Source organism: Catenibacterium sp. CAG:290 (genome assembly GCF_000437715.1).
Taxonomy (GTDB): Bacteria; Bacillota_I; Bacilli_A; order Erysipelotrichales; family Coprobacillaceae; genus Catenibacterium; species Catenibacterium mitsuoka_A.
In genome coordinates this window covers 1-22,293 of record NZ_FR898772.1, presented here as the reverse complement: position 1 = coordinate 22,293, position 22,293 = coordinate 1, and the positions used below count along the sequence as shown (strand labels likewise).

The window sequence follows — 22,293 nt, the reverse complement described above, 5'->3', positions numbered from 1 at the left end:
ATTGCCACGAAAGTGGCAATATTTTGTTAGATTATGTGATTATTTAACGGCATAGCCTTTTTCTTTAATAAGATTTACTACCTTAAGTACATTCTCATGACAAATTTCATCTGTCTGTGCTTCAACCATGACACGAATTAATGGTTCTGTACCAGATTCTCTTACTAAAATACGACCATCATCACCTAATGTTTCTGTCACTTCTTCAATTGCTTTCTTAATATCTTCATCATTTAATACTGTAGCTTTATCACTTACACGTACATTGATTAATAACTGTGGATAAATAGTTACTGGTTCAGTTAACTGAGCTAATGTCTTTTTATTTTCAATACATGTTTCAAGAATCTTTAATGATGTTAAGATACCATCACCAGTTGTTGCATGTTTAGAGAAGATAATATGACCAGACTGTTCTCCACCAATAACGTTACCATTAGTCACCATGTTTTCATATATATACTTATCACCAACAGCAGTCTTTGCATAACCAATACCAATCTTATCTAAAGCCTTATAAAGACCAATATTACTCATGATTGTAGTAACGATTGTGTTATTCGCTAATTCATTGTTTTTCTTTAATTCCTGACCACATACATAAAGAATTAAGTCACCATCTACAACTCTACCAAATTCATCTACAGCTAAACATCTATCAGCATCACCATCAAATGCGAAACCAATATCTAAACCTTTTTCACGTACAAAGTTCTGTAATGCTTCCATATGTGTAGAACCACAATCAGTATTGATGTTTACTCCATCTGGATGATCATTGATAACATATGTTTCAGCTCCTAATGCATCAAATACTGCTTTTGCGATATTAGATGAAGCACCATTCGCACAATCTAAACCAACACGAACATTTCTAAATGCACGTTTAGGAATACTCATTAAGTAACCAATATATCTATTTCTACCCATAGAATAATCTAATGCGCGACCAATTTCATCCTTAGTTGCATATGGTAGTTCATCAGTTAAACCATCAATATACATTTCAATCTGCTTTTCTACTTCAGCATCAAACTTCTGACCCTTATCATTGATTAACTTAATACCGTTATCATAATAAGGGTTGTGTGATGCAGAAATCATAATACCACAATCAAATCCATCAGTTCTTACAATGTAAGATACTGAAGGAGTTGTAGTGACATGAAGAAGATATGCATCTGCACCACTTGCAGTTAAACCTGCAACTAATGCATATTCAAACATATAGCTTGAACGTCTTGTATCCTTACCAATAACGATTTTTGCTTTATGGTTACGGTTATAATACCAACCTAAATAACGACCTACTTTAAAAGCATGTTCTACTGTTAAAGTCTTATTTGCTTCTCCTCTAAAACCATCTGTTCCGAAATATTTACCCATTTTTTTGTCCTCTCTATTTCTTTTCAATAAACATAGTCACATCTACAGTTGTCTGTGACATCTTATTTATCTTGTCATTCCCCTGTAACGCAATACCAGATAATGTTGTTGATCCTGATAAATTAGAAACATCTACCTGACAAGTAATATAGTTAATATCACTAATATCAGTACGCTTACCATAAATAGTTACAGTAGAGCTAGATAATTTATAATTTGTCATTTGATAGCCATCCTGCAATTGGCCAACAAATTCTGGTTTAACTGGCACTTCCTTAGAATAAGAATCTACATGACAGCTAACATTCACCTTTTCTGGTGCGATTGTACATTGTACTTCATTGCCATCGGCATCATATGCTTTAATTTCACATGCCTGCTGGAATGCTTTTGTCTTATCTTCTACATCAATAAGCGCCTGGACCTTATCAATCTTATCTAGATTATTTTGTGTCGCTGTTATTGTAACACGTTTTGTAGATATTGTATCAACTGAAACGCTATATTTTTCATTTAATTTATCTTGATTAATAAACTTATATCCTAAGTCAAACTTAGCATCTACTTTAGGTAGAATCTTAATAGTCACTGTCTCAGGAATCAACATAACAGTCAGATCACTATCAAAATTTCTTGTTTTTAAAGTCACATGATGTGTTCCTTCATTATATTCAGATAAATCACAATAAACCTCATAATTACTAGTCAATTTAGTTGTATAGATATCCATAGAAGGACCAATTAATCCTATTTCTACTGTTGCAGGAAGTCCTGATACCTCATAACCTTCCTTTAAACCTTCTACCTGTACTGGCACTTTCTTTAGAGTTGCCCCTGCAGTAGTAGAATTCATGACATCTCCACCAGAGAATGAAACAAATAAAAATATTGCAAGCACAAACGAAAGAATACGTACAGAATGCTTATTGGCAAGAAGCTTATCTAATAGCTTATTAAAGTAGTTATAACCTGAAGAAAACTTTTCTACTGTTTTAGTATAAGTCTGTTCTCTTTCTTCTTTTTTAGCTTCTGTCTTCTCTTTATCAGACTTTTCTTCTTTCATAAACTGTAAGAAAAAATCCGTAGTAGAATCCGTCTGTTTCTTTTTCTTAGGATCACTCATGGTCTTCACCACCTTCATCATACCAGTTCAACTCTGCAATTAATTTAGAACGTAACTCATTTAAGTTAATTCTTGTAAGTTCGCCATTAGCTGCAAAGCTAACATTTCCTGTCTCTTCAGATACAACCACTGTCAAAGAATCAGTGATTTCACTAATACCAATGGCCGCTCTATGTCTTGCTCCATACTGTGAAGGAATTTCCTTATTAGTAGGAGGATAGAAACAGGCAGAAGCCACAATCATATCATTCTTAATAATAGTAGCCCCATCATGAAGAGGTGTGCCTTCATAGAAGATTGTAGTAAGAAGTTCTGCTTTAATAGAAGCAGACACTTTAACACCTGTATTAATGAAGTCCTGTAAAGACTGACGACGCTCAAATGTAATTAATGCGCCTGTTTTATCCTTAGACATAGTTGTAATAGATTCAACAAGTTCATCCATAGCACGTTCTCTTTCATCATCAGATAAACGATGCTGTACTTCATTTTTAGTTTGTCCCATCTTCTCTAATAAAACACGTATTTCTGGTTGGAAAATGACTACAATAGCCAATACTCCCCATGTAATGACTGCATCTACAATAGTACCAAGAGTCACAAGTCCTAGAACACTCGTAATGGCCTTAACAAGAAGAACTACAATAACTCCTTTAAATAACTGCATAGTACGCATGTTTGTCTTAAACATCATGATACCATAATACAATAAAACCCATACTGCCAATAAATCAATAGCTGATTTTACAAACTTCCAAATCATTGGTAATTCCGACGTAATAATATTAATCATAACATCAACCTCACTTACAAATATTATAACAGTTTTGTAAATCAATGAAAACAAACATTGATGTGTTACACTTATACTAATTTGTAAAGTAAGCCTTTTCAAAATAAGAAAAAGGGTGTAAAATACGTGACTAGGAGGCAGATTATGAATAACAAGATTATTATTGAAACTTCAGCTAGACATATTCATTTAAGTCAGGCTGATTTAGAAACTTTATTTGGTAAAGGTTATGAATTAACTAAGAAGAAGGATCTTTCTCAGCCAGGTCAGTTTGCATGTGTTGAAAAGGTAAAGGTAGTAGGACCTAGAGGAGAAAAAGCTATGTCTGTTCTTGGACCTGTAAGAGATTATACTCAGATTGAATTAGCTCTTACTGATGCAAGATCATTAGGTCTAGAAGCACCTGTAAGAGGTTCTGGTGACCTTGCTGGTAGTGGTGCTTGTAAACTAGTTGGTCCTAAGGGTGAAGTTGAATTAACTGAAGGCGTTATTGCTGCAAAACGTCATATCCACTTCTCTCCAGAAGATGCAGAAGCTATGGGTATTAAGGATCGTCAGATTGTTAAAGTAGAAGTTGAAACAAATGGTCGTTCATTAGTATTTGGTGATGTTATGTGCCGTGTTAAAGATACTTATGCTACATTCATGCATATTGATACTGATGAATCAAATGCTGCTGGTGGACCTAAAGAAGGTACAATTATTGTAGACTAATATTAAAGGAGAAGCGTACTTCGCTTCTCCTTTTTACTTGCATGCATAGTTATCAATTCTTTTAATCTTTTGTGAGAATAATTCTATTTCATGATTATCGAAATTCTCAAAGATATTCACATGATGTTCTTTAGGAATAACAGGTCTATTCTTATTCATCACTGCAAGAACCATCTTTTCCTGAATATTTAAATCAGGATAATAAATAGCCCCACCTAGTCCTGCCATTGTTGTTACATTCTTTAAAATAGAATAATCAAATTCTTTTGTAATATAGCTCATGAATTCAGTATGGAATAAAGCTGTAATATAAATAGAATAATGCTTTTTAATCAGTAGTCCCTGATTCTTTTTAATAAAATCCACCATTTTTGGATCAAGTGCACCATAATAAACAGGAACGCCTAATACAATCGTATCTGTCTTTTCTAAGACAGCCATATCTAATTCATCCAGGTTCATTAATGTACATGTATGATCAAGATATGTATTAATGACACGTGCTATTTTGGCTGTTGCGCCATGTTTTGATGTATAGAGTATTGTAATCATCATCACCACTCCCCTTTACATAATTCTAAACTAAAAAAAACAAATAAAAAAGTGCCGAAGCACTTTTTTAATATTATTTATTTACTGCATCTTTAAGTGTAGAACTTGCTTTAAAAGCTGGTACCTTGCTTGCAGCGATTTCGATTGTTTCACGAGTTCTAGGATTAATACCAGTTCTCGCTTTTCTTTCTCTGACTTCAAAAGTTCCAAGCCCTTTTAAAGCAACCTTATCACCTTCAACAAGTGCTTCTGATACTGCATTCACTAACGCATTGATTGCACGTTCTGCATCTGCTTTAGTTAATGAAGCGCCTTCTGCAACCTTTTCTACTAATTCATTTTTCTTCATGAATAGATACTTCCTTTCTTTTTGGCTTGTTCCATTATACCATCTTAAAACTGTCACGTATACACTTATAACAAATATTGATTATAGAGTAAACCATAACGCAAATAGACAATATTAAAGAATGAAACTGTATCAATAAAGCCAGAAATAGAAGACTGTGTATAATCACTTTCTTCACCATTAAGATGATAGTAGTAGTCTACTTCAGGATTTGTATAATCCTCATTCATAGTCACAATCAAAATACGTGCCTTCTGTTTCTTAATACGTGTAATAAGTGAATCAATCAATTCTTTTCTAGCACGTACTGTTACAATAATAACCAAATCATTTTCTTCAATGAGATCAAGTCTCTGTACTTCATCTCCTCTATTCGCAAAAGCATAGAGGAATTTTTCAAGTTTCAACATCTTTAACTGGAAATCCTGACAGGCAATACGTGAGAACTGATAACCAATCATAAATACCTGAGGAGCATCATGAATAAGTTCACAAATATGATCAATATCTTTAATATCTAGTTGTGCCTGTCCTAATTCTAATGATTTCTTTGTATCATCATATACCTTATTGACAAGATATTGAGGATCATTCTTAATCTTAAAATCATCATCCATAGAGAAATGAATTTCATCGTGAGCAATCTCTAACGCAATTGCCATTTCTTTCTTAAATGTCGCAAAGTTACGACAATTTAAGTCTTTACAAAATCTTGAGATTGTTGCAGGAGATGTGAAACATAGTTCTGCAAGATCGTTAATTGAAATACTAGGAATCTGTTCAAGATGTGTAAGTATTGTTTTCGCAATACTGTAATACATATCCTGTCCAGATGAAAAGTTTACATATGTCATAAGAAGATATAGAATATCTGTCTCGTTATAATCTCTAAATGGTTGATCCATAATTACTCCTTTCCTTTCAAATAGTCCTGACGGCCTATTTCATAAAGATCATGTCCTTCACTATCAATGACTACAGTGAGTGGAAGATCTTCTACCACTAAACGACGTACTGCTTCAGGACCAAGATCTTCATAAGCAATGATTTCACATGATTTGATACAAGAGGCAATAATGGCGCCTGCACCACCAATCGCACCAAAATAAACGCCTTTGTATTGTTTCATTGCTTCTTTTACATCATTATTTCTTCTACCTTTACCAATCATTCCTCTTAATCCCTTTGATAACATTGTAGGGGAATAAGCATCCATACGATAAGAGGTTGTAGGTCCACAGCTGCCAATAATATGACCTGGCTTCGTAGGTGTTGGACCCACAAAGTAAATGACTTGATCATAAGGATCAAATGGTAATGGTTCATTATTTTTTATTGCTTCTACAAAACGTTTATGAGCTGCATCACGCCCTGTATAAATCGTACCACTTAATAATACCTGATCACCAACACGAAGTGATTCAACCTTTTCAATAGTAAGAGGCGTTTCTAATTTAATCATAATGTAACCTCCTGATGACGTGATACATGACAGCATATAGCTACTGCGCAAGGTAAGCCAGCAATATGTGTTGGACATGTTTCTACATGTAAGGCAAGTGCTGTTGTCTTACCACCAAAACCTGCTGGTCCAATACCCGTTGCATTCACCTTTTCCAACATTTCTTCTTCTAATGCACGATAACGAGGATCTGGATGATGTTCTTCAATCTTCTTAATCATTGCCTTTTTCGCAAGATAAGTAACATGATCAAATGTACCACCTATACCTACACCAATGACTATAGGAGGACATGGGTTAGGACCTGCATCTTCCACAACCTTTAAAATAAAGTCCTTAACGCCTTCAATCCCATCACTTGGTTTAAGCATTTTAACCTGACACATATTTTCACTACCAAATCCTTTAGGTGCTACCGTAATCTTTAACTGATCTCCAGGAACGATATCATAATGAATAATTGCTGGTGTATTATCTTTTGTATTAATACGGTCAAAGACAGGATCATCGACAACACTCTTTCTTAAGTATCCTTCAGTATACCCCTGTCTGACACCTTCATTAATAGCTTCTGTAAGGTTGCCATCCACATAGACTTCCTGACCTATTTCCACAAAAATACAGGCCATTCCTGTATCCTGGCAAATTGGTTCCTGATTACTCGCTGCAATGTCCGCATTTTCCTTTAATATTTCTAATGTGTGTTTGGAAACAGGAGAATCTTCTGTAGAGATGGCTTCTAATAAACGGTTATAAACATCTGTAGGAAGATGACAAGCACCTTTAATACATAACTCTTTAATTGTTTCTGTAATTGTTTCTGATTTAATTATTCTCATATGATCACCTATACCAATTTCTTCTTCATCGACTTGAGATCTGGACAAAACAAACTATAGTAACGTAAGCTCATAAGCTGTACTGCAGTTAATAATGCATGCTTGGTTGTCTTGTTTTTAAGTGAACCACCGACTAATACCTTATATTCCACAGGAATACCTAGACTATCTTCATGAGTAGAAGTAATCCATACAATATGACATTGAGATTTATGTAGATACTGTAAGACTTTATGTCCCACATGCTCAAAATTACCATTTAATGAAATCACAATTGCGACAGAATCCTTAGTCATCTGTTTTGCACATTCTAATTGTCTTTCTGAATCCATATATGCAATCGTAAACTTCTCTAACATTAACAAGTCTGTCTGTAATAGAATAGCGGCACTTGTAGAAAACTGAGTACCAAAGAAAGCGACTTCTTCATGATCATGAATTAAATGAAGTACTTCATCCAATATTTTCCAATCAAGGATTTTTGAAATTTCTGCTGTAGATTCAATAATCTGCTGAGCAAATTCTTCTGTTGCTTTTTCTGGTGAATGTGCCATACACTCTAAATCAATATTAATTAAATTATTGAATTTCTTATTATTAGAATGAAAACTATTGCATTCTTGTTTTAAATGTGCAAAGTTTTCATATCCTAAAGCACGACAGAAACGTGAAATGGTTGCTGGAGACACAAAACATTCTTCTGCAAGTTCACTAATACGCATATCGGGAATACGATAAAAATTATTAGCCATAAATAAAGCTATAAAATAGTTTGTATCTGTTTCACTAGCTGTATCTAGATAGATCATCAGGCGATAAAATAAATTTTTCATATTTTCTCTCCTTCACGTTATTTATCTATATTATTATATAATACTTTTCAAATTAAAAAAAGAATGACATATGCACTATTTAGTATAAATATGAACTGTATTCATATTAGGTTCACAATTCTCCGTTATATTCTTATATGTAGTTCACGGATACTCCCAAGTGACTACATAACTTCTCCCCCAAAAAGTTATTAAAAGGAAAATGACAGGCTTCCCCATCATATACGGCCTGTCATTTTTTCTATTTCAAGACTTCTCTATAAACACGTAATACGTTTTTATAAAAGACTTTTTCTATTTCTTCAGTTGTAAGTCCTGCGTCTCTCAGTGCCTGTTCTAATTGAGGCAAGTAAGACGCATTTTTCATTTCTAAATTTTGTGAAATACCATCAAAATCAGAACCTAAACCAATACAATCAATACCAGCTAGATCTTTAATATAAAGAATATGCTTCACCATATCTTCAATACGTGATTTTTCTGCATTCTCACCTAAGAATCCTGCGGCATAATTAAGCCCCATCACACCACCACGATGAGCAAGTTTCAAAATCATATCATCACTCATATTGCGGGCATGTGGACATACAGCACGTGCATTAGAATGAGATGCCACAAAAGGTTTCTTGACGATATCTAATACATCATAGAAACACTTATCTGACATATGAGAGATATCAATAATCATTCCTAGATCTTCCATTTCTTTAATATAGGCTTTTCCTGCATCAGTGAGTCCATGTTCATTATCACATGTATGATAGCCATGTGTATCATCATTCATATCAAAGTTAGGATATGTGAGTCCATTGATATGATTCCAGCTTAATGCGACCATACGTACACCTAAACGATAATAGTTTCTTAAATAAGAAAGGTCTTCATGAATCACAGCACCTTCTTCAATAGTAAGAAGCGCACTCATGACACCATTATGTGAATTGTCCATAATTTCATCATAAGTAGTGACAGGCTGAATCTTATCCTTATTCTTTCTCATTTCCTGATAGAAATAATCAATACATTTCATAACATGATCCACTGGATCTGCTGTTTCTTTTAATTCAGTAAAGATGGCAAAGTTCTGTAGAAGATAATCTCCTTCTTCCATCTTTTTTATATCAATATTTAAGTTATTTTCACTTAATGAGAGGTGATTCTTTTCCATCTCATAAAGTGTATCACAATGCATATCTACTACTTTCATTACTCTACCTCAAAAGGAATATCTAAAGTCTTATAGGCTTCTGTTTTATCCTGTGTTTCCTTAAGCCATGCAATGGCTTTTTTTAATTCTTCAGGGTCTTCTTCTACAATTCCCCCTACTGATACTTGCACAATATCATAAATAGACTGCCATAAATCATCAAAACTATGTGAATCCTGATCAGCCATTTCACTATCTACATATACATCTAAATCTCTACCTGTTTCATATGCTTCTTTTAATGTCATTTTTCTTTACTCCTTTATATAATCAAAATGAATACAAGCTTTATAAATACCATCATCATCAATATCTGCAGTTACATAATCTGCTTCCGCTTTAGTCATTGCATCACCATTACCCATACAAATTGACAAGGAGGCATGCTTCATCATTTCTATATCATTCTGTGAATCACCAAAACATACATAATGATCACTACCTAATACCTTTCCTAATTCCATAATACCTGTTGCTTTAGATACACCTGCAATGGCGACATCCGCAAAACAGGATAAGCCAGGTAATACTGAAATACCTTCTAAATCAAGAAATGGTTTATAGTCCCACCCTTTAGGACCATAGATAATCATCATATCTACAAGATCAGTCCCGTTATACTTTTCAACCGGTCCTATCTGGTTCCCAAAATAACGCTGTGTCTCTAAGACATACTCATCTGGTTCTTTTGTAATAATGCGATGTTCTTTCTTTAATGTCACTGCAAGATTGAGTTCATTTGCTTTTTCAATCGTACGAATAACATCCTCATTCTTAAAATGATGGGCATTGATTACATTGCCTTTCCCATCTGTAATCAACTGACCGTTATTAAACACAAAGCCATCCCAGTCCGCAATATCCTGTATACCAGTACGTAAGAAAGAGTCTCTTCCTCTTCCTGTTGAAACAACGATCGGATATCCTGCTTCTTTTAACTTCTTAAGTGCAAGAATCGTTGAATCATATACTATATGTTCATCAGTCGTACCTCTAATAGTACCATCCACATCAAAACACATCATTGGTTTCATACCATCAACTCCTTACGCCTATTATACATAAAAAAGAAAAAGAATGCATCATGCATTCTTTATCCGATAATACCTAATTCTTTCATTTTTTCATGTACTGCTTTAATACCTGTTTCTTCATCTTCTCCATCGGCAGTAATCACAATCTTTGCCTTTGTTGGAATGCCTAATGAAAGAACGCCCATCATCGATTTAAGATTCACAGTTTTACCTGAATAAGTTAAGGTAAAATCACTGTCAAATGTCTTTGCGACTTCGATAAGATCCGTTGCAGGTGTCGCATATAAACCTACTGGATCTGTTACGATACATGCTAAAGTTTTTGCCATAAATTGTAACCCCTTTCATAACTATATTATACCACAATAAAAGGGGTATTAAATAAATAAACACAAAATTAAACAAAAAAAACGAACAAATGAATGTTCGTTGTTTACAGATGGCAGGGGCTACAGGAATCGAACCCGTATCAACGGTTTTGGAGACCGATGTTCTACCATTGGACCAAGCCCCTAAGTTAGACTGCTTGTTTATATTACCATACCAATTTCTAAAAAGCAATAGTAAAATACATAAGAAAATGATATTATTGTATGAGTGAGGTGAGTCTATGTTTTTTAAACGCAAAGAAGCAGTAAAAACAATCGAATTTAATCATGCTTATGAAGAATTTCAAAATAATATGAATATTATTCTACTATGTGTAGATGATGATTTAAAGTTTGATGTCAGACATCCAGTTGATGCACAATGTTATCCTGCTAGATTAATTGATCAGCATGCTAAAAGGGATCTTGATCCTACCGCAACATATTATGTTTATGCACTTGCAGCTGGTACAGCACATGAAGGAGCAAGAAAATTAGTCAAAGCTGGATTTAAGGTCTTTGATTTAGGATCTTTAGTAGATTTCAAAGGACCTGAAGAAGGTAATTCTGTCAAACAGAAAAGACATAAACATTAAAGAAGGACTATAAAATTCATAGTCCTTCTTTTTCATATTATTTTAAATCTTCACCATTTGTTTTGATGACTTTCTGATACCAGTAGAATGATTCTTTTCTACGTCTAGAGAAGTCACCTGTTCCATCATCATATCTTTCTACAAAGATGAAACCATAACGTTTAGCCATTTCACCAGTAGAAGCTGATACTAAGTCAATACATCCCCAAGGAGTATAACCTCTTAAATCAACACCATCTAATACTGCTTCATGCATCTGTTCAATATGGCTTCTTAAATAATCGATACGATAATCATCACGTACTTTACCATCTTCATCAATCTTGTCATATGCACCTAAGCCGTTTTCTACAACAAAGATAGGTTTCTGATAACGATCCCAGATTTCATTTAATGAATATCTTAAACCAATTGGGTCAATCTGCCAGCCCCAATCACTTGCCTTAAGATATAGGTTTGGTACACCACCTAGGATATTACCTGAACCTGCTTCTTTACTCTTATCTGCTGTCTGACAATTAGACATATAATAAGAACATGTATAGAAATCAACTGGACCAGCCTTTAAGATATCTTCATCGCCTTCTTCCATAACGACGTTGATATTATTTTCTTTAAAGTATCTCTTAATATAGTTTGGATAAGCACCACGGCACTGTACATCTGAACAGAACCAGTTCATCAAATGATTCTTTTCCTGGTTCACAATCTGATCATGAGGATCACATGTTAAACCATAGCTAGTTGCCATAATCTGCATACAACCTACCTGATAATTAGGATCAATTTCATGAGCCATTTTGACTGCAAGTGCACTTGCCACAAACTGATGATGTAAGCCCTGGAAACGATTCTGAGGATTATCTACCTGTTCCATGAAATTCATTGTCTTGATTTCATTTAAAATACCCTGTGATAAGAAACCACCCATTGGGGTAGTCGCTGAGTTGATTTCATTAAAAGTCAACCAGTATTTTACTTTACCTTTATATCTAGTAAAAATTGCTTTACAGAAGTTTAAGTAACAGTCAATCATACGACGATCTACCCAGGCATTCCATTTCTTAGTTAAGTTAAATGGTACTTCATAATGTGAAATAGTAATTAATGGTTCAATATTGTATTTACGACATTCATCAATTAATTCTTCATAGAACTTTAAACCTGCTTCATTTGGTGTTTCTTCATCACCATTAGGGAAAATTCTAGTCCAAGCAATTGAGAAACGATACATCTTGAATCCCATTTCTGCGAATAATGCGATATCTTCTTTAAAACGATGATAATGATCAATCGCATCATGCGAAGGATAGAAAGTACCTTCTTCTAATACTGGTGTAATACGTTTACTTACTGTTGCACTTCCTCCAGTACATACATCAGGACAGGAAATACCTTTTCCACCTTCCTGCCATCCTCCTTCTAGCTGGTTGGCTGCAGTTGCGCCACCCCAATAAAAGTCTTCTCTAAAACTCATGATTATGTCCTCCTTGTTTTCAAGAGTATACTATCAAACATTGAAAGATTATGCTTATTATTTTCAAAATTTGAATTTTGTATTGCACGGTGTTATACACTGTTATATACTGTTTATAGGAGGAAGAGATATGCATATTATCATTAATCATTCATCAATGATTCCCATATATGAACAAATTGTAGAAGCCATTAAAGAAGCAATACTCTCTAATCAGTTATCTCCTAATGAAGCACTCCCTTCAGTACGTGCTTTATCTAAAGAATTAAAAATCAGTGCTTTAACTGTGAAGAAAGCCTATGATTTCTTGGAAAAAGAAGGCTATACAACAACTGTTCATGGAAAAGGAAGCTATGTGTTAGAGGTTTCTCAAAATGAAGTAAAAGAAAATTGTTTAAAAGAAACAGAAGAACTATTATCTCGTGCTATAGAAAAAGGGAAATGTTCTGGCATTACTTATCAGGAAATGCAGGACATGTTATCTCTTATTATGGAGGATATTTATGATTCACATTAATCATTTAAAAAAGAGTTATGACTCATTTACTCTTGATTGTAGTTTAGATATTCCTAAAGGTGTGATTACTGGAATTATAGGAATGAATGGTGCTGGTAAGACCACATTATTCAAGAGTATTCTTGGTATTAATCCTATTGATGAAGGTAACATACAGATACCTAGTAAACAGGATATTGGTGTCGTATTAAGTGAAGCAGGATTCAGTGAATTCTTTACTGTATCCGATATAATCAATATTCTTAAATGTACTTATGAACGTTTTGATGAAGATTTGTTTCGATCTTATTGTCAGCGTTTTGATATCTCTTTAGATAAGAAAACACGTACATTCTCTACAGGCATGAAAGCAAAACTGAATATCATTATTGCCTTAACACATCATGCAAAATTGCTGATCTTAGATGAACCAACTGCAGGACTTGATGTTCTTACTAGAGATGAAATACTTGATATACTAAGAGATTATATGGAACAGGAAGATTGTACTATTCTTATTTCTTCTCATATATCGAGTGATTTAGAATCATTATGTGATGATCTTTATGTAATTGATCATGGGCAGATCATCATGCATGAAGAAATGGATACACTTCTGTCTCAATATGGTGTGTTAAAGGTATCTAAAGAAGATTACGATAACTTAGATAAAGATTATCTGCTGAAAGTAATGAAAGAACCATTTGGTTATTCATGTCTGACTAATGTTAGACAGTTCTATAGTGAAAACTATCCTACTATTGTGATTGAACAGAATCATATTGATACTATGATTCCTGTTCTATTGAAAGGTGAACGCTTATGAAAGGACTACTCAAAAAAGACTTATTATTACTCAAGTCTCAAATAAAGTATATTGTAACGATTGTTGTGATCTGTTTAATTATGGCTTATGCAAATTCTGGATTTGCGTATATTTCTAGTTATCTTACATTTATGGGAACAGGACTTGTCTTCAATTCATTTTCTTATGATATGTATCACAATGAGATGACTTATCTCTTTGCCCTACCTTTCAGCAAGAAAGAATACTGTTTAGAGAAATATATCTATGCACTCACTGTCACATTCATATCATGGATCATTGCATTCCTTATAAGTTCCGCAACTCATATTAACTTAGAAACAACAATTGTCCAGCTTGCCATGCTCTTTTCTGCTTTCATATATATTTCTATCACGATTCCTGTAATGATGAAATATGGTCGTGAAAAGGCAACTATTATTGTCTTAATGTTGATGCTTGTTTTATTTCTTGCAGTCGCAAGTGGTGCCACATCAGTTGGCATGTTGATGAGTCAAATTTCAGCATTCCTACTCATTGGAATATATGCCTTCATTGCACTCATTGTCTTAATCATCTCATATAGAAGTACAATCTCTATTCTTAACGATAAAGAATTATAATAAAAAACCGCTACATCTTGTAGCGGTTCTGTTTGTTTATATATTGTCCAATCATGACTCCAAGTAATGATGGAAGTACACCATATAATACTATTTCTGAACTTGGTGCAAGAATCTTTTCTATATCAGTTAATGATACATGAATGAAGCTAAGATAACAGCCAAGTAGCTCCATCATACCAAAGAATAATGTAAGTAAGTAAATAGCACGATGGTCTGACTGACCATAGAGTACTGATATAATAAAAGCGGATGCAGGCAATACTAAATATAAAATAAACAATGACACTTCAATAATCTGTCCTGGATGTGTTTTTGACCAGGCAAATAATATATACAAAGACCAAATCACCATATAAATGAGAAATGGAATCCCCTTCTTTAACTTCTTCATATTAACCACTCCCTAATATTATTATATTACAAAATATATGTAATAGTTATGAATTTGATACTTGATCACTAGGAAGAGCTAATAAGAAGATTGTCACAAGAATCATCGCAAAACCAATGAGATCAATACCCTTAAACGGTGTAGATAACCATACAAAGGCAAATAATGTAGCTGAAACAGGTTCAATACTTGCAATCATACTTGCTTTGACTGGTCCAATATCTACAACTCCCTGTAAATACAATGTAAAGGCAACTGCTGTGCCAATGACTATAATACCGATTGTCGCAAGTACTCCAGCTAAGTCTAATGTAGGTGCAAAAGTCCATGTCTTGCCTGCACATAATAGCACAATACCACCAAAAAACATTCCTATACCTGTGACTGGAACGCTGCCATAGACTGCCATCAAACGCTTAGGATAGATAGAATAAGCAGCAGCTGTAAAACCACAGAATATTCCCCAGAATAATCCTGTTGGAGTAAGTGCTAAGCCATTTAAACGACCATGTGTTGCAATCACAAAGGCACCACCTAAGGCTAAGACAATACATAATGCTTCAATATTATTTGGTAATCTCTTTGATGTAAGACAAACAAATATCATGATATAAATTGGTGAAAGATACTGCAATACTGTAGCCGTTCCCGCATTAGATGTATTAATAGCCTGTAAATAAGTAAACTGACACAACATTAAGACAAAACCAAAACCAAATGTTTTAAGTAAGTCTTTCTTTTGACCTACTAAACGTTTCATCGCTTCTTTTTGTGTTAATGCACCAAATAGTGTAATCAATAATCCCGCAAAACACATACGCATAGATGTGAGCCACATAGGATTGGCGTGATAATGAGTAAATAAGAACTGTCCGCTTGCACCTGAAAATCCCCAGCATGTCCCACCAATTAAAGTGAGAAGTACTCCTCTTTTTAAATGTTCCATAATGTTTCCCCCAAAAATATGTTAATACATCATAACACAAACGAATTAAAAGAGAAGAAAAAAAGGCAGATTTCTCTGCCTTACTTATTGAACTTGAATGTTTTAATACCAGGATAAACTGCACTATCACCTAAAGCTTCTTCAATACGAAGTAACTGATTGTATTTAGCCACTCTTTCAGTTCTACTTGGTGCACCAGTCTTGATCTGACCTGCATTGAGTGCAACAGCTAAATCCGCAATAGTTGTGTCTTCAGTTTCACCAGAACGATGAGATACAATGGCTGTCATGTTTGCATTATGAGCCATCTTAATAGCTTCTAATGTTTCAGATAGAGTACCAATCTGGTTTAGCTTAATAAGGATAGAATTACCTGCTTTTAATTCAATACCTTTAGATAAACGTTTAGTATTAGTAACAAATAAATCATCACCTACTAGCTGTACTTTGTCTCCTAATTCCTGAGTCATAAGTGTCCAGCCTTCCCAGTCTTCTTCATCTAAACCATCTTCTAATGAATAGATTGGATACTTTTCAACTAGAGACTTCCAATGTGCAATTAACTCTGTAGATGTATAAGTCTTACCTGACTTAGGTAATTTATAGAAGCCTTTCTTATCAGTCTTCCATTCACTTGATGCAGCATCAATCGCAAGTACAAAGTCTTTGCCTGGTTCATAACCTGCTTTCTTAACTGCTTCTAGAATAGTTTCGATTGTTTCTTCATCAGTTGATAAGTCTGGCGCAAATCCACCTTCATCACCTACTGAAGTAGCGAGTCCCTTAGATTTTAATAATGACTGTAATGCATGGAATACTTCAGTCGCCATTCTTAAAGCGTCTTTAAAGCTATCAGCACCTACTGGCATAATCATGAATTCCTGTACATCCACAGTATTTGTGGCATGAGCACCACCATTTAAGATATTCATCATTGGGACAGGAAGCTTATTCGCATTCACACCACCAATGAAACGGTATAAAGAAATACCTTCACTCTTAGCAGCAGCCTGAGCAGCCGCTAAAGAAACAGCTAGAATCGCATTGGCACCAAAGTTAGATTTATCTTCTGTACCATCTGCTTCAATCATTAGTTTATCAACATGATATGTATCTCTTGCATCTGCACCAATGACTGCTTTCGCAATTTCATTATTCACATGTTCGACTGCCTCAGAAACACCTTTACCACCAAACTTCTTAGGATCGTTATCTCTTAATTCTAATGCTTCAAATTCACCTGTAGAAGCACCACTAGGACTTGCAGCACGTCCTACTGTACCATCCGCAAGAGTCACTTCTGCTTCTACTGTAGGATTTCCACGAGAATCAATAATTTCACGTCCATATACTTTCTCAATTAGATATTTATTCATTGTTTACCTCCAAGTTAGACTTCTCTAACTACAGTTAGTCTAGCATAACTACAGTTGTTAAACAAGTAAAATGACCAAGAAAAATTAATTTAATATATTTATTGCATTTACCCTATATATATGATAATATCTAGTTAGTTACTACTAACTAGTAACTAAAAAAACATATCCTTACAATCCTTAAGAAAAGAGTGGCCACGGCCACTCTTTTTACTTGATATTTAATTGTTGTGAGAGACGATGTGATGCAAGCATCACTCTTGTCATTGGTAGATCATGATTAACTGGAGAATCTACACCAAAGTAGACCTTCATGACCATAACCGCAAAGGCATTGGCATCGATAACATATTCAAGATCATGGGCTTGTTTCATATTTGTATAATCCTGATAATAACGTCTCAATTCTGTAAATAACGCAAATAAGGATTTTTGATTTTCCTTCTTGAAAGCATCGATATCAACATATAAGCATCCTTGCTTTCCTGATATATATTTCACTAAATGATAGTTCTGACCTTCTGGCATTTCATAAACAACATCTACGCGAGGGACATCCTGAAGACTACAGCCAAAAGAGATCAGCTTCTCTAAATAACGTTTCAACATGAGTCTTACCTCCTTCAACATCACACTTGTGATGTTGGTAGTATTTTACACAAAAAATCACAAAAAGCAAGAATATCACTAGTAATATTTAAGTGGTAAAATCAAGAAATCATCATTATATATGCTTTTTTAGTGCCTCCATATAGGCTTCTCCATAACGTGAAAGTATCATATTCTTTTGTGTAATAGTGCCTACTTTCATAATTTCATCCACTAATAAAGGAACAGAAATAATTGTTTCCCCATTCAATTCTTTAGAGATAATACCAGTAGATACTGTATAACCATTTAAACCTATCAACAAGTTAAAGAGTGTCGCACGGTCTCTTACCTTAATGTTTCTCTTTCTATCCAATGTACTTAATACTTCTTCTGAGAAATAGAAAGAATTATATTCTCCCTGTTCAAAAGAAAGATAAGGGTAATCTTCTAAGTCTTTAAGAGTTAATGTCTTCTTATAAGCAAGAGGATGGTGGTAAGAAATAAAGACATGAGGTTTTGCGACAAATAGTTCTTTAAATTCTAAGTTATTCTGTCTGATCATCTTCATGATGACTTCTTCATTCTTAGGGCATGTATAAAGAACACCTATTTCACTTTTCATAGTAGAAACATCTTCAATGATTTCATGTGTTTCTGTTTCTCTTAATGTAAAATCATATTGGTTAACACCAAACTGTCTAATAACATCCACAAAGGCATTAACCGCAAATGAATAATGCTGGCAGGATACACTAAAATGAGGACTTTGATGTTTATCATTCATATAGCGTTCTTCAAGTAAATCAGCTTGATCTAATACCTGTCTAGCATAACTTAAGAATGTTTCTCCTTCTCTAGATACAATAACACCTTTATTGGTGCGTCTAAAGATTGTGATATGCATTTCGCTTTCTAATTCTTTAATCGCATTTGTAAGAGAAGGCTGTGAGATAAATAGTCTTTTAGCCGCCTGAGTAATGCTTCCTGTTTGTGCCACCATGACGACATAACGTAATTGATTGAGTGTCATGACTTTCCTCCTTTTCCTGGGAAATTATTTTGTTTTGAGTGTCAGTTCTGCAATCTTTGTCTGACCATCCTGTAAATAGAGTGGTAATGTACGTGAAGTTGATGTAATAGAATCTTTATCTGTCTTCTTTAAATAACCTTTAATCCCATCTTCACTTTCTGCAAGAATGAGATCAGGAACACTACCTACATAGTCTGATAAATCAGGACCATAAGTCTGCCCTGATTCATTTTTAGGATAACCCTTTTCAATGATTTCCTGGCTATCAGGAATAATCAAATGATCATTAATATAGGCAATCTCAGAGCGAGACATATCATTCGATATATTTTTCTGAAAATAAAGAACACCACATATAGAAATTATAAAAAAGAGGGGAATAACCCAAAGTATTTTATATTTTGACATCCATAACTTCTCCTTCTTGTGTAAATGAGAGAACCCGATCTTTATGACCCTGTTCTTCTATAAATCTTTCAATGACATCATATTTATTCCAACAATGCATTGGGACAATATAACGCGTATGACATACTTTTAAGAAGTCTGTGATTCCTTCATGATAATTATCTTCTAGACGAGGATCCAAAGGAATAAAGGCTACATCTATATCAAAGTCCTTCATCTTTTCTAGTTCTGTATGATAAAGGTTCTTCTGCCAATCAAGCCACTCTTTATCTTCCCCAACCCAATCCCAGTTATTGAGATCTCCAGCATGATAAAGAGTATAACCATCTACTTGTACCATAAACGCAATACCTTCATCATTTGACAAATAAGTACTCACTTCTATATTAGAATCAAAATAAACAATATTATCCTTTAAATAAGAGATAGAATCATCTTCTATTTTCTCTATATCACTAGATAGTAAATAATGAACATCTTTGTATTCATTCTTTAAATCAAAGATCTTCTTAGAATAATGATCACCATGTCTATGACTTGCAAAAACATAAAGTTTCTTACCAACAGGCACTTTTGGAATAGTCCCTGTATAATAATCAAATAACAAGCATGTACGATCTGTTTCTATAAAGAAACTGCTATGAGTTATATAAGTAATTTTCAACATAATACCACCTCTATTTTGGTATTATAGCACCTTTGATTCTCTCTTCCATCTATTTTATAATACATAAAAAGGAGAAAATTATATGACAGCATGTTTATATGTCGGTATGGGTGGTTTTATTGGATCAGTACTACGTTATTTATTCGGTTTGATTCCTTTAAAGACTACACATGGATTTCCATTACTGACTTTATCTATTAATATTCTTGGTGCATTTTTAATAGGTTTTATTAGCACAATAGCTTTAAAGAAGTCTATGAATCCCTACTTAGTTTTATTACTTAAGACAGGATTATGTGGGGGATTTACTACCTTCTCTACATTTGCGTTAGAATCTATTACTTTACATAAGAATGGGAATACAACTCTTGCAATGATTTATATAGTTCTAAGTATAGTACTTGGACTAAGTGCAGTCATTCTAGGTGATTATTGTGCACACTAAAAGGCAGATTTCTCTGCCTTTTTAATTATTTGATTGCTTCTTTTAATGCATGTGCAAGCTGATCTGCACAAGATGTATTTTTCATACCACAGGTATTGCCTTCTAGAATAGCTACGATTTCTTCTGCTTCTTTACCTTCTACAAGTTTACCAATGGCTTTTAAGTTTCCATTACATCCTCTAGTAAATACAACGTTATGAATTGTATGACCTTCTAAGTCAAAATCAATAGCAGTTGCACAAGTTCCTTTAGTCTTATAAGTAAAATGTTCCATAACCATATCCTCCATCTCTTATATTAACAAAGGAAGGAATAATGTGGCAAGACCTAAAAAGAAGAAAAAGCCCATACAGTCTGTCACAGTTGTGACAAATACACCTGATGCAAGTGCTGGATCAATATTTAAACGTTTTAAGATAACTGGTACTAAATAACCTGCAATATTAGCTGCAAGCATATTTAAGATCATAGCCAAACCTGCGACTAAACCAAACCATGGGTTACTAGCAAACCACCAAGCACCAAATGCGACAATAATACCAATCACAATACCTGATAATAAACCAACTGTGATTTCTTTACAGAAAATCTGGAAGGCATTGTCTTTATCTACTTCACCTAAAGATAAACCACGACATAAGATAGTAAGTGACTGTGTCCCTGCATTACCACCCATTCCAGTAACAATGGACATAACTGAAGATAAAGAGACAACCTTGGCGATTGTAGATTCAAAGTTTGCGACAACTGCAGCAGCCATAACAGCTGTAAATAAATTGACAATAAGCCAAGGAATACGGCTCTTTGCAGATTCTAATACTGTAGAATCTACACGTTCTTCACCACTCATACCAGCCATTAAGTTGATATCTTCTGTTGTTTCTTCTTCCATAACATCCATAACATCATCAATTTCAATCACACCAAGCATGCGATACTCTGAATCAACAACTGGCATCATATAGAAGCCATATTTCATAAACTTCTTAGCCACTTCTTCCTGGTCCATATTAACATCTACTGTCTTTACATTGGGATTCACAATATCCATGATTGGTGTATCGAAAGGAGAAGATACAATATCTCTTAATGAAATAACACCTTTTAATACCTTTTCTTTATCTAAAACATATAAGTAATAGGTTGTATCTTCTTCAACCTGTGTTTGTAAGTATTCTAATGTCTTTAGTACTGTATTATTGGCTTTAACAGAGATAAACTCTGTTGTCATAATACCACCAGCAGTGCTTGGATCATATTTCAACAGGCTCTCAATATGTGTCTTATCCTCTATGTCTAATTTAGATAATACATCTGCACGTTCTTCTGGATCATCTAGTTCACCAATCAAATCGGCTAATTCATCATCACTCATCTCATCTAAGATAGCACTCTGACGATCTTTAAGGAATGTTTTAAGGATTTCATACTGTTCATCCTCATCCTCTTCTTCCTCAATAACATCCGCAATAATATCATTTGGGAGTTTAGAAAGAATATTATTTAACTGACTATGATGATCCTGTAATACATCAAGAATATCCGCGGGGTGAATATCATCTATCGCTTCCTGAATCTGTTCTGAAGTCCCATTTATTAAGAGACTAGTAAGATGTTCTTTTGTCATCTTATCCATGTTATTCACCCTCCTTGTATATATAAAAGTCCTTTGCCATTTTATCATTTTTTATGTTAAATCTAAAGTCTTATAAGGTAAAAACTAGTACAAAAAAAGTCATCGTTTAGATGACTGAGTAACTAAATAGACTTGGGGTTTAC

Annotated in this window: 29 protein-coding genes and 1 tRNA gene; 6 read left to right on the top strand and 24 right to left on the bottom strand. The window is 34.1% G+C overall.

The window, feature by feature from the left end; all coding sequences use genetic code 11:
- Positions 1-39: 39 nt before the first annotated feature.
- Genes glmM through cdaA form a run of 3 tightly spaced genes read right to left on the bottom strand, consistent with a single transcriptional unit; the run spans position 40 to position 3,302 of the window.
- Entirely contained in the window at positions 40-1,386 is a 1,347-nt protein-coding gene (gene glmM / locus QVO42_RS01655) for a phosphoglucosamine mutase (RefSeq protein WP_022424454.1), read from the bottom strand.
- Between the two features lie 13 nt (positions 1,387-1,399).
- A complete protein-coding gene (locus QVO42_RS01650) occupies positions 1,400-2,509 on the bottom strand; it encodes a CdaR family protein (RefSeq protein ID WP_022424453.1) in 1,110 nt (369 codons plus the stop codon).
- Positions 2,502-3,302, bottom strand: a complete 801-nt coding sequence (cdaA, locus tag QVO42_RS01645; protein WP_022424452.1) for a diadenylate cyclase CdaA — start codon at positions 3,300-3,302, stop codon at positions 2,502-2,504. Before cdaA ends, QVO42_RS01650 begins: the two co-directional genes overlap by 8 nt.
- A gap of 144 nt (positions 3,303-3,446) precedes the next feature.
- Between cdaA and pduL the strand changes: the two genes are divergently transcribed.
- On the top strand, positions 3,447-4,016 hold the full coding sequence (gene pduL / locus QVO42_RS01640) for a phosphate propanoyltransferase (RefSeq protein ID WP_022424451.1): 570 nt from the start codon (positions 3,447-3,449) through the stop codon (positions 4,014-4,016).
- Positions 4,017-4,049: 33 nt separating this feature from the next.
- Here the strand turns inward: pduL and QVO42_RS01635 are convergent, their stop codons facing one another.
- From QVO42_RS01635 to QVO42_RS01585, 11 genes are all read right to left on the bottom strand, one after another.
- Positions 4,050-4,571, bottom strand: coding sequence for a flavodoxin domain-containing protein (locus QVO42_RS01635; protein ID WP_288163549.1), 522 nt, complete (start codon positions 4,569-4,571; stop codon positions 4,050-4,052).
- Between the two features lie 70 nt (positions 4,572-4,641).
- Positions 4,642-4,917: an HU family DNA-binding protein gene (locus QVO42_RS01630; RefSeq protein WP_022424449.1), complete on the bottom strand. Its 276-nt coding sequence runs from the start codon at positions 4,915-4,917 to the stop codon at positions 4,642-4,644.
- A 65-nt stretch (positions 4,918-4,982) separates the two neighbouring features.
- Positions 4,983-5,822, bottom strand: coding sequence for a MurR/RpiR family transcriptional regulator (locus QVO42_RS01625; protein ID WP_022424448.1), 840 nt, complete (start codon positions 5,820-5,822; stop codon positions 4,983-4,985).
- A 2-nt stretch (positions 5,823-5,824) separates the two neighbouring features.
- On the bottom strand, positions 5,825-6,379 hold the full coding sequence (locus tag QVO42_RS01620) for a Fe-S-containing hydro-lyase (protein WP_022424447.1): 555 nt from the start codon (positions 6,377-6,379) through the stop codon (positions 5,825-5,827).
- Positions 6,376-7,218, bottom strand: coding sequence for a fumarate hydratase (locus QVO42_RS01615; protein ID WP_022424446.1), 843 nt, complete (start codon positions 7,216-7,218; stop codon positions 6,376-6,378). Before QVO42_RS01615 ends, QVO42_RS01620 begins: the two co-directional genes overlap by 4 nt.
- 8 nt (positions 7,219-7,226) lie before the next feature.
- Entirely contained in the window at positions 7,227-8,051 is an 825-nt protein-coding gene (locus QVO42_RS01610) for a MurR/RpiR family transcriptional regulator (RefSeq protein ID WP_022424445.1), read from the bottom strand.
- A gap of 241 nt (positions 8,052-8,292) precedes the next feature.
- Positions 8,293-9,258, bottom strand: coding sequence for a dipeptidase (locus QVO42_RS01605; RefSeq protein WP_022424444.1), 966 nt, complete (start codon positions 9,256-9,258; stop codon positions 8,293-8,295).
- Positions 9,258-9,506, bottom strand: coding sequence for a hypothetical protein (locus QVO42_RS01600; protein ID WP_022424443.1), 249 nt, complete (start codon positions 9,504-9,506; stop codon positions 9,258-9,260). The genes QVO42_RS01605 and QVO42_RS01600 overlap by 1 nt, the downstream gene beginning before the upstream one ends.
- A 6-nt stretch (positions 9,507-9,512) precedes the next feature.
- Positions 9,513-10,292 (bottom strand): HAD family hydrolase, encoded by a 780-nt coding sequence (locus tag QVO42_RS01595; RefSeq protein WP_022424442.1) that lies wholly within the window; start codon positions 10,290-10,292, stop codon positions 9,513-9,515.
- Between the two features lie 59 nt (positions 10,293-10,351).
- Positions 10,352-10,621: an HPr family phosphocarrier protein gene (locus QVO42_RS01590; protein ID WP_022424441.1), complete on the bottom strand. Its 270-nt coding sequence runs from the start codon at positions 10,619-10,621 to the stop codon at positions 10,352-10,354.
- A gap of 111 nt (positions 10,622-10,732) precedes the next feature.
- Positions 10,733-10,806, bottom strand: a tRNA-Trp gene (locus tag QVO42_RS01585).
- A 96-nt stretch (positions 10,807-10,902) separates the two neighbouring features.
- Between QVO42_RS01585 and QVO42_RS01580 the strand changes: the two genes are divergently transcribed.
- Positions 10,903-11,256 carry a rhodanese-like domain-containing protein gene (locus QVO42_RS01580; RefSeq protein ID WP_022424440.1) on the top strand — a complete coding sequence of 118 codons (354 nt, stop codon included), beginning with the start codon at positions 10,903-10,905 and terminating at the stop codon, positions 11,254-11,256.
- Positions 11,257-11,293: 37 nt separating this feature from the next.
- On the opposite strand, the gene QVO42_RS01575 is transcribed toward QVO42_RS01580, so the two are convergent.
- The gene (locus QVO42_RS01575; protein ID WP_022424439.1) at positions 11,294-12,733 is read right to left on the bottom strand and encodes a glycoside hydrolase family 1 protein; all 1,440 of its coding nucleotides are present in this window, start codon (positions 12,731-12,733) and stop codon (positions 11,294-11,296) included.
- 130 nt (positions 12,734-12,863) lie between these two features.
- Here QVO42_RS01575 and QVO42_RS01570 point away from each other — a divergent pair, with 130 nt between their 5' ends.
- The 3 genes from QVO42_RS01570 to QVO42_RS01560 are packed head-to-tail and all read left to right on the top strand — an operon-like array spanning position 12,864 to position 14,657.
- Positions 12,864-13,250, top strand: a complete 387-nt coding sequence (locus QVO42_RS01570; protein WP_022424438.1) for a GntR family transcriptional regulator — start codon at positions 12,864-12,866, stop codon at positions 13,248-13,250.
- Positions 13,237-14,055, top strand: a complete 819-nt coding sequence (locus QVO42_RS01565) for an ABC transporter ATP-binding protein (protein WP_022424437.1) — start codon at positions 13,237-13,239, stop codon at positions 14,053-14,055. The genes QVO42_RS01570 and QVO42_RS01565 overlap by 14 nt, the downstream gene beginning before the upstream one ends.
- Positions 14,052-14,657: an ABC-2 transporter permease gene (locus tag QVO42_RS01560; RefSeq protein ID WP_022424436.1), complete on the top strand. Its 606-nt coding sequence runs from the start codon at positions 14,052-14,054 to the stop codon at positions 14,655-14,657. The genes QVO42_RS01565 and QVO42_RS01560 overlap by 4 nt, the downstream gene beginning before the upstream one ends.
- A 10-nt stretch (positions 14,658-14,667) precedes the next feature.
- On the opposite strand, the gene QVO42_RS01555 is transcribed toward QVO42_RS01560, so the two are convergent.
- The 7 genes from QVO42_RS01555 to QVO42_RS01525 form a co-directional block, all read right to left on the bottom strand.
- Positions 14,668-15,051: a hypothetical protein gene (locus tag QVO42_RS01555; protein WP_022424435.1), complete on the bottom strand. Its 384-nt coding sequence runs from the start codon at positions 15,049-15,051 to the stop codon at positions 14,668-14,670.
- A 46-nt stretch (positions 15,052-15,097) separates the two neighbouring features.
- Entirely contained in the window at positions 15,098-15,997 is a 900-nt protein-coding gene (locus QVO42_RS01550) for a DMT family transporter (RefSeq protein WP_022424434.1), read from the bottom strand.
- A gap of 80 nt (positions 15,998-16,077) precedes the next feature.
- Positions 16,078-17,373: a phosphopyruvate hydratase gene (eno, locus tag QVO42_RS01545; protein WP_022424433.1), complete on the bottom strand. Its 1,296-nt coding sequence runs from the start codon at positions 17,371-17,373 to the stop codon at positions 16,078-16,080.
- Between the two features lie 210 nt (positions 17,374-17,583).
- Positions 17,584-17,982, bottom strand: a complete 399-nt coding sequence (locus QVO42_RS01540) for a hypothetical protein (RefSeq protein ID WP_022424432.1) — start codon at positions 17,980-17,982, stop codon at positions 17,584-17,586.
- A 115-nt stretch (positions 17,983-18,097) separates the two neighbouring features.
- Positions 18,098-18,994 carry a LysR family transcriptional regulator gene (locus QVO42_RS01535; RefSeq protein WP_022424431.1) on the bottom strand — a complete coding sequence of 299 codons (897 nt, stop codon included), beginning with the start codon at positions 18,992-18,994 and terminating at the stop codon, positions 18,098-18,100.
- Positions 18,995-19,018: 24 nt separating this feature from the next.
- Complete coding sequence (locus QVO42_RS01530; RefSeq protein WP_022424430.1) at positions 19,019-19,402, bottom strand: hypothetical protein; 384 nt, start codon at positions 19,400-19,402, stop codon at positions 19,019-19,021.
- Positions 19,389-20,069 (bottom strand): MBL fold metallo-hydrolase, encoded by a 681-nt coding sequence (locus tag QVO42_RS01525; protein ID WP_022424429.1) that lies wholly within the window; start codon positions 20,067-20,069, stop codon positions 19,389-19,391. Before QVO42_RS01525 ends, QVO42_RS01530 begins: the two co-directional genes overlap by 14 nt.
- A gap of 82 nt (positions 20,070-20,151) precedes the next feature.
- On the opposite strand from QVO42_RS01525, the gene crcB reads away from it, so the two are divergent.
- Positions 20,152-20,514: a fluoride efflux transporter CrcB gene (crcB, locus tag QVO42_RS01520; protein ID WP_022424428.1), complete on the top strand. Its 363-nt coding sequence runs from the start codon at positions 20,152-20,154 to the stop codon at positions 20,512-20,514.
- A 25-nt stretch (positions 20,515-20,539) separates the two neighbouring features.
- Here crcB and QVO42_RS01515 read toward each other — a convergent pair whose 3' ends face one another.
- Both QVO42_RS01515 and mgtE read right to left on the bottom strand, forming a co-directional pair.
- Positions 20,540-20,788 (bottom strand): TIGR03905 family TSCPD domain-containing protein, encoded by a 249-nt coding sequence (locus tag QVO42_RS01515; protein ID WP_022424427.1) that lies wholly within the window; start codon positions 20,786-20,788, stop codon positions 20,540-20,542.
- A gap of 18 nt (positions 20,789-20,806) precedes the next feature.
- Positions 20,807-22,150 carry a magnesium transporter gene (gene mgtE, locus QVO42_RS01510; protein WP_022424426.1) on the bottom strand — a complete coding sequence of 448 codons (1,344 nt, stop codon included), beginning with the start codon at positions 22,148-22,150 and terminating at the stop codon, positions 20,807-20,809.
- Positions 22,151-22,293: the final 143 nt, after the last annotated feature.

Bases quoted from the DNA above. Each gene is read 5' to 3' on its own strand.
- crcB (WP_022424428.1), top strand. From the start codon at position 20,152: ATGACAGCATGTTTATATGTCGGTATGGGTGGTTTTATTGGATCAGTA.
- QVO42_RS01650 (WP_022424453.1), bottom strand. From the start codon at position 2,509: ATGAGTGATCCTAAGAAAAAGAAACAGACGGATTCTACTACGGATTTT.
- QVO42_RS01535 (WP_022424431.1), bottom strand. From the start codon at position 18,994: ATGACACTCAATCAATTACGTTATGTCGTCATGGTGGCACAAACAGGA.
- QVO42_RS01615 (WP_022424446.1), bottom strand. From the start codon at position 7,218: ATGAGAATAATTAAATCAGAAACAATTACAGAAACAATTAAAGAGTTA.
- QVO42_RS01595 (WP_022424442.1), bottom strand. From the start codon at position 10,292: ATGAAACCAATGATGTGTTTTGATGTGGATGGTACTATTAGAGGTACG.
- QVO42_RS01575 (WP_022424439.1), bottom strand. From the start codon at position 12,733: ATGAGTTTTAGAGAAGACTTTTATTGGGGTGGCGCAACTGCAGCCAAC.
- QVO42_RS01555 (WP_022424435.1), bottom strand. From the start codon at position 15,051: ATGAAGAAGTTAAAGAAGGGGATTCCATTTCTCATTTATATGGTGATT.
- QVO42_RS01580 (WP_022424440.1), top strand. From the start codon at position 10,903: ATGTTTTTTAAACGCAAAGAAGCAGTAAAAACAATCGAATTTAATCAT.
- QVO42_RS01530 (WP_022424430.1), bottom strand. From the start codon at position 19,402: ATGTCAAAATATAAAATACTTTGGGTTATTCCCCTCTTTTTTATAATT.
- QVO42_RS01625 (WP_022424448.1), bottom strand. From the start codon at position 5,822: ATGGATCAACCATTTAGAGATTATAACGAGACAGATATTCTATATCTT.
- QVO42_RS01590 (WP_022424441.1), bottom strand. From the start codon at position 10,621: ATGGCAAAAACTTTAGCATGTATCGTAACAGATCCAGTAGGTTTATAT.
- QVO42_RS01610 (WP_022424445.1), bottom strand. From the start codon at position 8,051: ATGAAAAATTTATTTTATCGCCTGATGATCTATCTAGATACAGCTAGT.
- QVO42_RS01565 (WP_022424437.1), top strand. From the start codon at position 13,237: ATGATTCACATTAATCATTTAAAAAAGAGTTATGACTCATTTACTCTT.
- QVO42_RS01570 (WP_022424438.1), top strand. From the start codon at position 12,864: ATGCATATTATCATTAATCATTCATCAATGATTCCCATATATGAACAA.
- cdaA (WP_022424452.1), bottom strand. From the start codon at position 3,302: ATGATTAATATTATTACGTCGGAATTACCAATGATTTGGAAGTTTGTA.
- QVO42_RS01635 (WP_288163549.1), bottom strand. From the start codon at position 4,571: ATGATGATTACAATACTCTATACATCAAAACATGGCGCAACAGCCAAA.
- mgtE (WP_022424426.1), bottom strand. From the start codon at position 22,150: ATGGATAAGATGACAAAAGAACATCTTACTAGTCTCTTAATAAATGGG.
- QVO42_RS01605 (WP_022424444.1), bottom strand. From the start codon at position 9,258: ATGAAAGTAGTAGATATGCATTGTGATACACTTTATGAGATGGAAAAG.
- QVO42_RS01620 (WP_022424447.1), bottom strand. From the start codon at position 6,379: ATGATTAAATTAGAAACGCCTCTTACTATTGAAAAGGTTGAATCACTT.
- QVO42_RS01600 (WP_022424443.1), bottom strand. From the start codon at position 9,506: ATGACATTAAAAGAAGCATATGAAACAGGTAGAGATTTAGATGTATAT.
- eno (WP_022424433.1), bottom strand. From the start codon at position 17,373: ATGAATAAATATCTAATTGAGAAAGTATATGGACGTGAAATTATTGAT.
- QVO42_RS01540 (WP_022424432.1), bottom strand. From the start codon at position 17,982: ATGTTGAAACGTTATTTAGAGAAGCTGATCTCTTTTGGCTGTAGTCTT.
- QVO42_RS01515 (WP_022424427.1), bottom strand. From the start codon at position 20,788: ATGGAACATTTTACTTATAAGACTAAAGGAACTTGTGCAACTGCTATT.
- QVO42_RS01560 (WP_022424436.1), top strand. From the start codon at position 14,052: ATGAAAGGACTACTCAAAAAAGACTTATTATTACTCAAGTCTCAAATA.
- pduL (WP_022424451.1), top strand. From the start codon at position 3,447: ATGAATAACAAGATTATTATTGAAACTTCAGCTAGACATATTCATTTA.
- QVO42_RS01525 (WP_022424429.1), bottom strand. From the start codon at position 20,069: ATGTTGAAAATTACTTATATAACTCATAGCAGTTTCTTTATAGAAACA.
- QVO42_RS01630 (WP_022424449.1), bottom strand. From the start codon at position 4,917: ATGAAGAAAAATGAATTAGTAGAAAAGGTTGCAGAAGGCGCTTCATTA.
- glmM (WP_022424454.1), bottom strand. From the start codon at position 1,386: ATGGGTAAATATTTCGGAACAGATGGTTTTAGAGGAGAAGCAAATAAG.
- QVO42_RS01550 (WP_022424434.1), bottom strand. From the start codon at position 15,997: ATGGAACATTTAAAAAGAGGAGTACTTCTCACTTTAATTGGTGGGACA.